This is a genomic window from Streptomyces sp. NPDC006687 (assembly GCF_040636215.1).
GTDB lineage: Bacteria > Actinomycetota > Actinomycetes > Streptomycetales > Streptomycetaceae > Streptomyces.
Window position 1 is genome coordinate 1 of the sequence record NZ_JBEYJJ010000004.1, and the last position, 11,781, is coordinate 11,781.

The 11,781-nt window shown below is 72.9% G+C and carries 10 protein-coding genes and 1 pseudogene; 5 read left to right on the plus strand and 6 right to left on the minus strand.

Going from position 1 to position 11,781, the window contains the following annotated elements; genetic code table 11:
• The 4 genes and pseudogenes from ABZ716_RS06505 to ABZ716_RS06520 form a co-directional block, all read left to right on the plus strand.
• Positions 1-239, plus strand: a pseudogene (locus ABZ716_RS06505) (sulfate ABC transporter substrate-binding protein); the annotation flags it as partial.
• A gap of 34 nt (positions 240-273) precedes the next feature.
• Complete coding sequence (locus tag ABZ716_RS06510) at positions 274-1,092, plus strand: ABC transporter ATP-binding protein (RefSeq protein ID WP_358957102.1); 819 nt, start codon at positions 274-276, stop codon at positions 1,090-1,092.
• A complete protein-coding gene (locus ABZ716_RS06515; RefSeq protein ID WP_358812105.1) occupies positions 1,079-1,972 on the plus strand; it encodes an ABC transporter permease subunit in 894 nt (297 codons plus the stop codon). The genes ABZ716_RS06510 and ABZ716_RS06515 overlap by 14 nt, the downstream gene beginning before the upstream one ends.
• Positions 1,973-1,985: 13 nt before the next feature.
• Positions 1,986-2,750 (plus strand): sirohydrochlorin chelatase, encoded by a 765-nt coding sequence (locus ABZ716_RS06520; RefSeq protein ID WP_358957104.1) that lies wholly within the window; start codon positions 1,986-1,988, stop codon positions 2,748-2,750.
• Between the two features lie 61 nt (positions 2,751-2,811).
• Here the strand turns inward: ABZ716_RS06520 and ABZ716_RS06525 are convergent, their stop codons facing one another.
• The 4 genes from ABZ716_RS06525 to mgt all read right to left on the minus strand — a co-directional run bounded on the left by ABZ716_RS06525 (position 2,812) and on the right by mgt (position 8,366).
• Positions 2,812-5,277 (minus strand): dolichyl-phosphate beta-glucosyltransferase, encoded by a 2,466-nt coding sequence (locus ABZ716_RS06525; RefSeq protein WP_358957107.1) that lies wholly within the window; start codon positions 5,275-5,277, stop codon positions 2,812-2,814.
• Between the two features lie 235 nt (positions 5,278-5,512).
• Positions 5,513-6,514, minus strand: coding sequence for a 2-dehydropantoate 2-reductase N-terminal domain-containing protein (locus ABZ716_RS06530; RefSeq protein WP_358957109.1), 1,002 nt, complete (start codon positions 6,512-6,514; stop codon positions 5,513-5,515).
• A gap of 68 nt (positions 6,515-6,582) precedes the next feature.
• Complete coding sequence (locus ABZ716_RS06535; RefSeq protein ID WP_358812109.1) at positions 6,583-7,146, minus strand: DUF1697 domain-containing protein; 564 nt, start codon at positions 7,144-7,146, stop codon at positions 6,583-6,585.
• 17 nt (positions 7,147-7,163) lie between these two features.
• Positions 7,164-8,366, minus strand: a complete 1,203-nt coding sequence (gene mgt, locus ABZ716_RS06540; protein WP_358957111.1) for a macrolide-inactivating glycosyltransferase — start codon at positions 8,364-8,366, stop codon at positions 7,164-7,166.
• A 112-nt stretch (positions 8,367-8,478) separates the two neighbouring features.
• Here mgt and ABZ716_RS06545 point away from each other — a divergent pair, with 112 nt between their 5' ends.
• Positions 8,479-9,330: an aminoglycoside phosphotransferase family protein gene (locus tag ABZ716_RS06545; RefSeq protein ID WP_358812111.1), complete on the plus strand. Its 852-nt coding sequence runs from the start codon at positions 8,479-8,481 to the stop codon at positions 9,328-9,330.
• A 7-nt stretch (positions 9,331-9,337) separates the two neighbouring features.
• Here ABZ716_RS06545 and ABZ716_RS06550 read toward each other — a convergent pair whose 3' ends face one another.
• A complete protein-coding gene (locus ABZ716_RS06550) occupies positions 9,338-10,051 on the minus strand; it encodes a 3'-5' exonuclease (RefSeq protein ID WP_358812112.1) in 714 nt (237 codons plus the stop codon).
• 233 nt (positions 10,052-10,284) lie between these two features.
• Positions 10,285-11,544: an SAV2148 family HEPN domain-containing protein gene (locus ABZ716_RS06555; RefSeq protein WP_351889917.1), complete on the minus strand. Its 1,260-nt coding sequence runs from the start codon at positions 11,542-11,544 to the stop codon at positions 10,285-10,287.
• Positions 11,545-11,781: the final 237 nt, after the last annotated feature.

The following is an 11,781-nucleotide window of genomic DNA, read 5'->3' on the forward strand; positions in this document are numbered from 1 at the left end:
TCAAGGCCGACAGCGGCAAGGAACTCGACGCCAAGATCCTCGACCCCGCCTGGCAGTCCATCCTCGTCACCGACGACCCCCTCGCCACCACCCTCGAGACCGAGTCCGACTGGGCCGTCAAGGCCAAGCTCCTGGACAAGCCCGACCTCACCGGCATCTACGACCTGACCCTCCTCAACAAGGTCCTCAAGACCGCCGGCAAGCCCGAGGTCACCGACGCCGGCCTCGGCGCCAAGTAATCCGAAAGTCCAGCAAACCCAGGAGGTGACGACCATGGCCACCACTCTCGCCACGGCTGCCGACGGCGCGGTTACGCAGCTGTCGCACGCCGCCCGTATCGAGCACGTCTCGAAGTCCTTCTCCGGCCCGGCCGGATCGCAGCTCGTCCTGGACGACATCAGCCTCGATGTCGCTCCCGGCGAGTTCGTCACCCTCCTGGGGGCCTCGGGGTGCGGCAAGTCCACCCTGCTGAACCTGGTCGCGGGTCTGGACAAGCCGTCCGCGGGGTCGATCGAGACCCCGGGCGGCCGTCCGGCACTGATGTTCCAGGAGCACGCCCTGTTCCCCTGGCTGACGGCGGGCAAGAACATCGAACTGGCCCTGCGGCTGCGGGGGGTGGCCAAGGCCGACCGCAAGGCGGAGGCCGAGCGGCTGCTGGAGCTGGTCCGCCTCGGCGGCGCCCACGGCAAGCGCGTCCACGAGCTGTCCGGCGGGATGCGCCAGCGCGTGGCCCTGGCCCGGGCCCTCGCCCAGGACAGCCGTCTGCTGCTGATGGACGAGCCCTTCGCGGCCCTGGACGCCATCACGCGCGACGTCCTCCACGGTGAACTGACCCGCATCTGGGAGGCCGCGAACACGAGCGGCTCCGCCGCGGGGGGGCTCTCCGTCCTCTTCGTCACCCACAACGTCCGCGAGGCCGTACGCCTCGCCCAGCGCGTCGTCCTGCTCTCCTCACGCCCCGGCCGGGTCGCCAAGGAGTGGACCGTGGACATTCCCCAGCCGCGCCGCATCGAGGACGCGGACGTCGCCGAGCTTTCCCTTGAGATCACCGAACACCTGCGTGGGGAGATCCGCCGCCATGGCCAGCACTGACACCACCCCCAAGGCGGCGAAGGGCGAGGACCTCGCCGGCCTGGAGGCCGGCCTCGACGCCCTCGACGCGGTCCAGACCCACCGCACCCCGGTGCGCGAGGTCCTCACCAGGAAGGTCCTGCCCCCGCTCCTGGCCGTCGGCCTGGTCCTGGTGGTCTGGCAGGTCCTCGTCTCGGCGAAGGTCGCCGACGAGACCAAGCTGCCCGCCCTGTCCGCCGTCTGGGACAGCCTGGCCGACATGTGGCTGAAGGGCACCCTCCTCGACGTCATCTGGACCTCGGTCTCCCGTGGCCTGCTCGGCTTCCTCCTCGCCCTGGCCATCGGGACCCCGCTGGGGCTGCTCGTCGCGCGGGTGCGGTTCGTCCGCGCCGCCATCGGCCCGATCCTCCAGGGCCTGCAGTCGCTGCCCTCGGTCGCCTGGGTGCCCCCGGCGGTGCTCTGGTTCGGCCTGAACGACGCCATGATGTACACGGTGATCCTGCTGGGCGCCGTCCCGTCCATCGCCAACGGCCTCGTCTCCGGTATCGACCAGGTCCCGCCGCTGTTCCTGCGGGCCGGCCGCACCCTGGGCGCCACCGGTCTGCGCGGCGCCTGGCACGTCGTCATGCCGGCCGCCCTGCCCGGCTACGTCGCCGGGCTCAAGCAGGGCTGGGCCTTCTCCTGGCGCTCCCTGATGGCCGCCGAGATCATCGCCAGCTCCCCCGACCTCGGCCTGGGCCTGGGCCAGCTCCTGGAGAACGGCCGCAACAACATCGACCTGCCGGGCGTCTTCCTCGCCATCACGCTGATCCTGGTCGTGGGCATCGCCATCGACCTGCTGATCTTCAGCCCGGTCGAGCGCTGGGTGCTGCGCAGCCGCGGCCTGCTGGTCAAGAACTGAACCGGAACCTCCCATGTCCTGCCCAGCACTCCTGGTCATAGCCCACGGCAGCCGCGATCCGCGGCACGCGGCGACCGTGCACGCCCTCGTCGGGCGGGTCCGGTCGCTGCGGCCGCACCTGCGCGTGGAGACGGCCTTCCTGGACTTCGACGGCCCCACCGTCCCGCAGGCCCTGGCCGCCCTGTACCTGTCGGGCGTCCGCGAGGTCGTGGCCCTGCCGCTGCTCCTCACCCGGGCCTTCCACGCCAAGGCCGACATCCCGGCGGTCCTGGCGGAGTCGGCCGTGCGGCTGCCCGAGCTCTCGGTCCGGGTGGCCGGCGTCCTGGGCCCGCACCCGCTGCTGGTGGCCTCCCTGGAACGCCGCCTCGCCGAGGCGGGCGCCGGCCTCACCCCGGCGGACCGCGCGACGACCGGTGTCGTCCTCGCGTCCGCCGGATCCTCAGACCCGGAGGCGATCGCAGTGATCGCTGAAATCGCGCGGGAGTGGCGGCACACCGGTTGGTGCGCCGTGCGGCCTGCGTTCGCCTCCGCGGCCCTTCCCCGTACGCAGGACGCCGTCCGCGCCCTGCGCGCGGAGGGGGTCCGCCACGTGGCGGTGGCCCCGTACGTCATCGCCCCGGGATTCCTGCCCGACCGCATCGCGACGGGCGCCCGGGAGGCCGGCGCGGACACGGTGGCGGACGTCCTGGGGCCGGCCCCGGAACTGGCCCGGCTCCTCCTGCACCGCTACGACGCGGCGGCCCGCACCGACGCCGCCCGCACCGCCCTGACGGCCTGAGGCACCACATACGTGAGGGGGTCACAGCGCCTGGCGCTGTGACCCCCTCGACGTTCTCCGGCTACGCGCTCGTCACCGGCCACACCAGGCAGTCCGCGACCAGCTGCGGCTCGGCGCCCAGGAGGCCGGTGAGCGTGCTGCGCAGCTCCGCGGCGCGCTCCTCCCTGACGGGCAGGACCACCACGCCCGCCTTCCAGTACGCCAGGTCCTGGCGGGCCTGATCGCGCATCTCCTGGGTGATGACGTCGGGGGCCGGGACGGTGCCCCAGCGGACGTCGTAGAGCAGGGTGGAGAGCATCCGCGGCCTGGCCCCGTAGATCCCGACGCGGTCGGGGCCGTCGGGGCCGTTGAAGTACCCGCCGGCCAGCTTGAAGCCGAATCCCGTGCTGCTCTGCCAGTGCAGGGCGGCGGCCGCACCCGGGTCGGGAAGGGGCACGGCGACCAGCGAGCGGCCGTCCTTGACGTACTCCTCGTAACGGCCCTCGGTGATGAAGGACGGCACCGGGTCGCGGTCCTTGGTGACCAGGGGCAGCGGCAGGATCGGCACCAGGGCGGCCGCGACGGCGAGGTAGCCGACCGCGCGGTGGTCGCTGGACCGCAAGCCCCGTATCCGGTCCAGTGCGAGGGCGAGCAGCATGCCGAAGAGGGGGGCGCACACCATCGCCACCCGGCTCTCGATCACGGACTCCAGGAGCGGAAGGTGGCGCAGCAGCAGCCAGGGGGCGGGCAGCGTGACGCCGAACTTGTCGAGCTCCACGCGCGGGCCGAGGGACAGCACGGCCGCGGCCGCGGCGGTGAGGCCGAGGGCGCGGACGAGGGGACGGCGCCACATCCACAGGGTGATGCCGATGGCCAGGGCCAGCAGGGGCCAGCCGTAGAAGGCGTTCTGCTCGGTGGTGTTCATCGACAGCCTGCCCGCGGTCTCCGCGTCGCCGAACAGCGAGCGGGCCGGGTACTCGCTCAGGGCGCGCAGCGGGTTGCCGGCGCCGTTGTCGCCGTGCAGCACGGAGTGGTAGCTCTGCGGTCCGAAGAACTGCCAGTACAGGGGGAAGGCGGCCAGCGGTAGGGAGACGGCCGCGGCGATCGCCAGCCCCTTGGCCAGCGGCTTGACGGCGGCGCGGGCGGTGCTCCGGTCGTACGAGGAGTACACGAGGGCGAAGACCGCCATGCCGATCGCGGCCAGGAGGAAGGGCTCCTCGCCGAGGAAGACCTGGTAGGCGCAGAACAGCCCCATCAGGACGCCGTCGCGGACGACGTTCTTGCCCGCGCACAGGCGCAGGGCCCGGTCGATGATGACCGGCAGCATGAACAGGACCACGAAGTTCGGGTGCGCGTTGGCGTGGGAGATCATCGGCGGCGCGAACGCCGCGAGCGCTCCGCCGACGGCGGCGGCCCAGCGGCTGTCCGTCAGACGGCGGTGGATCAGCCAGTACCAGGACCAGGCCGTCGCGGCGATGCCGAGGGTGAAGACCAAGGCCAGGGCCACGGTCGGGCCGAACAGCAGGGTGACCGGCGTCATCGGCACCGAGAGCCCGAGCATCACCGTGTTGGCCATCAGGTTCACGCCGTCCGGCATGTTCTGGAGGTCGGTGAACAACGGGTTCCGCAGATGTGCGACGTTGTCGGCCGTGACGCCGAAGAACCACTCCCACTGGTTCTGGTCCTGGAGCGAGTGGGCCAGGATCGCCCCGTCCAGGTCGCCCCAGAGCCCCCTGTAGAGGAAGAGCGCCGTCAGCAGGTAGAGGGCGGCGACGGCGATGCCGCCCGCGTTGAGCCGCATCAGCTCGCCGAGGGTGCGCAGGTAGTCCGGCATGCGCACCTTGGAGCCGTCCTGGTGGGCCCAGCGCACGGGGACCTCGGCCACGGGCCATCCCTTGCGGTGGTAGTACTGCAGGATCTCGACGTCGATGGCCCAGCCGTCGAGCCGGGCGGCGCCGAACGCGGCCCGGGCCTGGTCCCCGTCGAACAGCTTGAACCCGCACTGGGTGTCGCGGATGCCGCGCACGGCCACCAGCCGGATGACCCGGTTGCCGGCCCATCCGAGCACCTCGCGCAGCACGCTCTGCTGGCGTTCGATGGCGGAATCGCGGTGTGCGCGCGAACCGATGGCCGCGTCGAGGGCCGGATCGTCGGCCAGCGCCTGTTCCAGCTTGCCGAGTTCCTCGATCGGCGTCGCCAGATCGGCGTCCATGATCAGTACGCGCCGGCCCAGGGAGGCCCGGACGCCCAGGCGCAGCGCGCTGCCCTTGCCCTTGTTCTCCTCGGACTGCACGAGCCGGATGCGGGGCTCGTCCGCCGCGGCCTTGAGCGCTGTGGCGGCGGTTCCGTCCGGGGAGCCGTCGTCGACGACGATGACCTCCCAGGCGGCCGGACCGCTGCCCACGTGCTCGTCGAGGTAGTCCCGGACCAGCTCCAGGGTGGGGGCCAGGCGCTCTTCCTCCCGGTACGCGGGGATAACCACGGAGAGGCCGACAGACCCGGGTCCCTGGTCGTGGAGTTCGCCCGTGATGGTGGCAGCTTGGGCCATGGCGTTCTGCACATTCAAGCCGTTCGTCAAGTTGTTCTGCTCATCCACGAGGCAGCGCCGCGGATGCGCCGTCGAACGCTCCGCACGCCGAAATCGCCATGGCACGTACAGCCTTCGCGGTGGAACGCTGGTGCATGACGTCTCGACCGCGTCGGGAAGCGATCATTTAGATGCAATTGATCTGTGTGTGGCCTTTACGGTTTCCAGAACAATATAGGCCAGCCGCACGCCCGGACTATCCTCGCCCTTCGGCCTCGTCGGCCAGGGCCGTCAGGTCGGCGACGGACATCGATCCCGGGGGCAGACCCTCGCGGGCGAAGATGTTCGCCGCGTGCCGCAGGACGTCGTTGACGGGGGTGGGGACGCCGTGGAGGCGCCCCAGCAGGACGATTTCGCCGTTGAGGTAGTCGGCCTCCACCGAGCCCGTGCCCCGGGCCAGGCTCTGCCAGGAAGAGCCTCCCCGGACGCCCGCCGGCTGTTCCACCTTGCCGTCGCGGGCCGCCGCCTGTTCGGCGTCCGAGGTGTGGGCGATGCCCGCCGCGGCGAAGACGGCCTTGGCCTCGCGGACGGCGCGCAGCAGCAGGGCCGCCTTGGCGGGGTCGGGTTCGGGGCCGGTGGTCGCCTGGATGGCGTTGCCGAGATTGCTGAGGAGTTTGGCGTGTTTCCAGCGCATCACGTCCTCGACGACGGGCGCCTCGAAACCGGCCTTGCCGAGGTCGGCGGCGATCGCCCGGATCCGTTCGTCGGCTCCGCCGGCGGCCCGCCCGAGGTGGAGGATGCCGGTCAGCGGGGTGCAGAGCGCGGTGACCACGCCGGGTTCGAGGAAGGTGGCGGGGAGCCAGACGCAGACCCCGTAGACGCGGGCGAAACGGCGCAGGGCCAGGCGCTCGCTCTCCACGCCGTTCTGGGCGCACAGCACCGGCAGCCGCTGGGCGGCGGTGCCGCCGCCCGCGACCTCGGCGGCGCCCCAGGTGTCCAGGGCGGCGACGGCGTCCTGGGTCTTGACGGTGAGCAGCAGGACGTCGTCGGGGCGCAGGGGGCCGAGGTCGGCCGGGCCGGTGGCCACGGGGAGGCGGTGGACGCGCTGGCCGTCGGCGGTGGTGAGCCGCAGCCCGTTGGCCCGCAGCGCCTCGGCGTGCGTGCCGCGTGCGACGAGGACGACCTCCCGGCCCGCCTCGGCGAGCCGTCCCCCGAGGGTCGCGCCGATCGCTCCGGCGCCGATGATGAGATAACGCATTCCCCGAGCCTGGCACACGGTGTGCGCGGCGGGCCCACCGGGATGCGCCGTATCGTGCCGGCGACTTGTCAGGCCGTCAGCTCCACGAGTTTGACGACGGTGTTCCAGTTGCGGGTGGTCGCGTCGAGGCCCTTGAGGACGGACGGCTTGTGGAGGGCCGCGCCGAGGACGGAGCGGCCCATTCCGTCCGGGGTGTAGAGATAGAGGACGCGGTCGCCGAGCCGGTAGTCCTCGGGGTGGTAGGCCGCCGGGTCGAAGGCGGCGAAACGCTCCGGGCCGGGCTGCCCGGAGAAGAAGGTGGCGTGCAGTTGCCTGCCCTCCAGCTCGGCGGCCGGGAAGGGGCAGGCGTCGGCGACGGCGCGCAGGTACGCGCCGTCGACCACGAGGATCTTCACCGGGAAGCCGAAGCGGGCCTCGACGGCCGCCTCCATCTCCCGGGCGAGGGCGGCGGTGTCCTGCTCCGCGCTGCTGAAGACGGCGTTGCCGCTCTGCAGGTACGTGATCACGTCGTCGTGGCCGAGCGCCTCCAGCACGGAGCGGAGTTCCGCCATGGGGACCTTCTTGTTCCCCCCGACGTTGATACCGCGCAGCAGGGCCGCGTACTTCTTCACGGGGGCCGGTCGCTTCGTCATGCCCGCACCCTAGCCCGCTACGGCAGGGCCGCCTCGATGAGGTCGGCGGCCTTGCGGGTGCCTCCCTCGGCGGCCATCTGGGCGCGGATCTCCTCGGCCCGCGCCGCGACCCGGGGGTCGGCGAGCAGTCCGAGGACGGCCTCGCGCAGGGTCGTCGCGTCGGCCTCCTCCATGGAGACGTGCCGGGCCACGCCGAGGGAGGCGAGCATGCCGGCGTTGCCGAACTGGTCGACGGCCTGGGGGACGGCGACCATCGGGGTGGCGGTGGCCAGTCCCTCCTGGCTGCCGCCCGCGCCGGCGTGGGTGATGAAGGCATCGGCCTTGCGGAGGATGTCCAGCTGGGGAACCCAGCGGTGGACCTCGACGTTGGCCGGGATCTCGCCCAGCTCGGCCTCGTCGGTGAACTTGCCGATCTGGAGGACCACGTGCCAGTCGGGCAGCCCGCCGAACGCCTCGATGCAGGCGCGGTAGAAGGCGGGCTGCTTGGTGAAGGTGGACCCGAGCGAGACGAGCAGCACCTTCTTCCCCTCGGCGGAAGCCGGCCGCTCCCAGGTGCCCTGGGAGGCGCTGCGGTCGCCCTGGCAGGCCCCGACGAAGGTGTAGACCGACTCGTCCACCCGGTCCGCCTGCGGCTGGAGGACGCGCGGGATCAGCACGATGCTGCGGCGCGGCCGGCCGACGAAGCGGTCGGGGTCCTCGTCGATGCCGTTCTCGCCGAGCCAGGCGCGGAAGCGGGCGTAGTACGCCCTGCCGCGCTCGGTGGCGCGCAGTTCGGCGGTCATCGGCGCGGCCACCTCCTCCTCGTAGCCCTCCCAGGCCACCAGGTTCGGGGAGAGGGAGATCGCGGGGACGCCCCAGCGGTGGGCGAGGACGGGGGCCGGGTAGGCGGTGATGTCGTGCAGGACGAGGTCCGGTTCGTCGCCCTCGAAGGCGGCCACGAGCTGCGGGAGCGCCTGTACGGCGTCGTTCAGGAAGGGCTCGATGTTGTCGATGAGTTCGGTGCCCCATGCCTCCGGGTCGTCGTCGGTGGGCAGGACGGACTTCCAGATCACCGGCGTGGCTCCGGTCTCCGCGACCTTCTCGGCGAAGGAGGCGGGGATGGCGTAGCTGACGCGGTGGCCCCTGGCGACGAGTTCCCGGATCACTTCGATGCTGGGGTTCACGTGCCCGGCGGCAGCGATGGAGAACATGGCGATGTGTGCGGGTTTGACTGAGGTCATGCCGTCGACTCTAGAGAGACGATACGTCTCGTACAAATGGAATGGGGCGGGATGCGACACTGAGCCCGCCCCTCACGATCACGACGACCCCCGCGAAGGACGAGACGCACACATGGACGAGGCACGAGCCAGGGACGTACTGACGCAGGCGGGTCTCACGGGACCGGCCGAGCTGCTCGCCTTCGGCGAGAACGCCGTCTTCGCCCTCGGCGACCTCGTCGTCAAGGTCGGCCGGGAGGCGGCGCTGCTGGAGCGGGCCGCACGGGAGCTGGCGGTCGCCGGCTGGCTGGCCGGCGCCGGGATCCCGGCCGTGCGCGCCGCCGAGCCGGAGCCCCGGCTGGTGGCCGGACACCCCGTCACCCTGTGGCACCGCCTCCCCGCGGCGGTGCGCCCGGCCGGCCCGCGGGACCTCGCGGCCCTGCTGCGGCCACTGCACGCCCTGCCCGCCCCGCCCTTCGCGCTGCCCGCCCGGGACCTCCTCGGCGGGGTGGAGCGCTGGCTCCGGCTGGCCGGGGCGGCCGTCGACCCGGAGGACGCCGCCTACCTGCGGGCCCGCCGCGACGCCTACGCCGGCGAGGTGGCCGCCCTCACCCCGCACCTGGCGCCGGGCCCGGTCCACGGCGACGCCCTGCCCCGCAACGTCCACGTGGGCCCGGACGGGCCGGTCCTGGTCGACCTGGAGACCGTCTCGTCCGACCTGCGCGAGCACGATCTGGTGGTGATGGCCCTCTCCCGCGACCGGTACGGGCTGCCCGCGGCCGACTACGACGCCTTCACCGCCGCCTACGGATGGGACGTCCGCGCGTGGGAGGGCTGCGCCCTGCTGCGCGGCGCCCGTGAGACGGCCAGCTGCGCCTGGGTCGCCCAGCACGCACCGGGCAACCCGAAGGCCCTGGCGGAGTTCCGCCGCCGCGTGGCCTCACTGCGGGACGGGGATCCGGAGGTGCGCTGGTACCCCTTCTGAGGGAGGGTCAGCGCGGGCGGGGTATGAGGGGCCACGCCGGTTCCACGACCGCCGACGGGTCCGCCGTGCGCCGCAGGTACGCCTGGAGGGAGACCGACTGCTCGGCCGCCGCGCGCACCTGGAGCTCGTGCAGGTCCGCCAGCGCCATCATGCCGACGGGCCGGTGCCGCTCGGCCATGCTCCGCACCACGCGGGCGGCGGCCACGGCATCGGCCCGCGCGTCGTGCGCGTCGTCGAGCGCCACCCCGTAGTGGGCGCACAGCGCGTGCAGGGCCCGCTTGCCCTTGCGGTACTTGTCCACGTGCTTGTCGATCACCAGCGGGTCGATGACGGGCCAGGGGGCGCCGCCCAGCCGCTCGCTGACCGACGCGACCCCGTGGCGCCGGCACTCCCGGTCCAGCAGCGACAGGTCGTAGCGCGCGTTCATCACCACCAGGGGCGTCCCGAGCCGCAGCCCCCCGGCGACGGTCTCCGCGATCTCCCCGACGGCCGAGGCGGCCGGCCGGCCGTGCGCGCGGGCGTGCTCCGTCGATATGCCGTGGATCGCCGACGCCTGCTCGGGTATGGCCACGCCGGGATCGAGCAGCCAGGTCCGCTCCCCCGCGACGGACCCGTCCGGACCGAGGCGCACGACGGCCGCCGTGACGATGCGGTCGCTCTCCACGTCCGTCCCGGTGGTCTCCAGGTCGAAGGCCACCAGCGGCCCGCCGAGCCAGCTCATCGGACGGCCCCCGCCCCGGCGCGGGCCGCGGCCCGCCGCCGGCAGGTGACGACCGCCACCGCCCGCCGGCCCCGCGGACCCGCCGCTTCCAGGCCGGACCCGGCCGGCACTCCCCCGTGCCACGCCTCCATGACGCGCCCTCCCCCGTATTCCGGTCAACGCGTTTCAGCCTGCCACGGGGCACTGACACCGCCCGGAGCCACCCCCCGGGCGCGGCCCCGGCGGGCCTGGCGTCAGGACACCGGGCGCGAGTCCTCCCACACCGATTCGAACTCCTCGCGGTAGGTCTGGAACAGCCCGTGGTCCGCGTCCTTGGGAACACCCCGGCCGCCCCCGCGCAGCACCAGCACCGGCGCCTCCATGCCCCGGGCCCGCCTCAGGTACGACTGCACCACCGCGATCCCCGAGGACTGCCCCTCCACCAGGTAGGCCGTGAACCGGGGGGTCTCGTCGAAGACGTGGATGTCGAAGCGCGAGGGGTCCGTGAGCCCCGCCCGCACCCGGCGCACGTGCAGGATGTTCATCTCCACCGACCGGCTCAGCTCGCCCTTGCGCAGCCCCAGCTCCCGCTCGCGCCGCTTGACCGCGCTGCTGGCCGGATTCAGGAACAGCAGCCGCACCCGGCAGCCCGCCTCCGACAGCCGTACCAGCCGCCGGCCCGAGAAGTTCTGCACCAGCAGGTTGAGACCTATGCCGATCGCGTCGAGCCGGCGCGCGCCCCCGAACAGGTCCTCCGCCGGCAGCTGCCGCTGGAGGCGCACCCGGTCGGGGTGGACGGAGATGACGTCCGCGTACCGGTCCCCGACGAGGTCCTCCACGGCGTCGATCGGCAGCCGGTCCGCCGACGGGCTGCCCGACCCCGCGCCCAGCACCTCCAGCAGGCGCGCCGACGCGCGCTCCGCCTGCTCCAGCACCGCCCGCGACAGGGCCCGGTTGCGGGAGACCACGTTTCGGGTGACCTCCAGCTCGTCCAGCGCCAGTTCGATCTCGCGCCGGTCGTCGAAGTACGGTTCGAAGCACGGCCAGTGCTGGACCATCAGCTCGCGCAGCTGCGGCAGCGTCAGGAAGCTCAGCACGTTGTCGTCGGCCGGGTCGAGGAGGTAGCCCTTGCGCCGGCTGACCTCGCGCACCGCCACCGCCCGCTGCACCCACTCCTGCCCGGCGGGGCCGGCGGCCGCGACCACCCAGTCGTCCCCGCCGTGCACCGGTTCGTAGACGGGCCGCAGCACGGCGCCGACCACCGAGCGCAGCCGCTGCTCGATGAGGTTCAGCCAGATGTAGGCACGGCCCGCGCGCTGGGCGCGCGTACGCACCTCGCTCCACGCCTCCGGGCTCCACTCGAGCTCCGCGCCGGCGCGCACGTCCCCGGCCGCCGGCGGGGCCAGCGAGACGGCCGCCCCGGCGGACGCCCCCGGCACACCGCCTGGGGCGTCCGCCGGGCCGCTCTCATGACCGCTGTCACCAGGGGGCAGCTCCAGACCTCCCGAGCTCACTCGTGCACCGCCTTCTGCGTCCGGACGCCCGTCTCCAGTGATCACGGAAGGGTACTCCGCGCGCGCGGCCCGATGCAGCCCGAAGCCGGCCGAGGTGATCGTGCACACCCCGGCCGACTGTCCGTCAGACCATTATGTGATGCCCGTACGGTCCGCAGATCCGACCGTCGGGTCTCCGGTTCACCCGGGAGGAGCAACCCAAGTCCACGCGTGCGGAGCGTCTTTCGGGGAAGATTC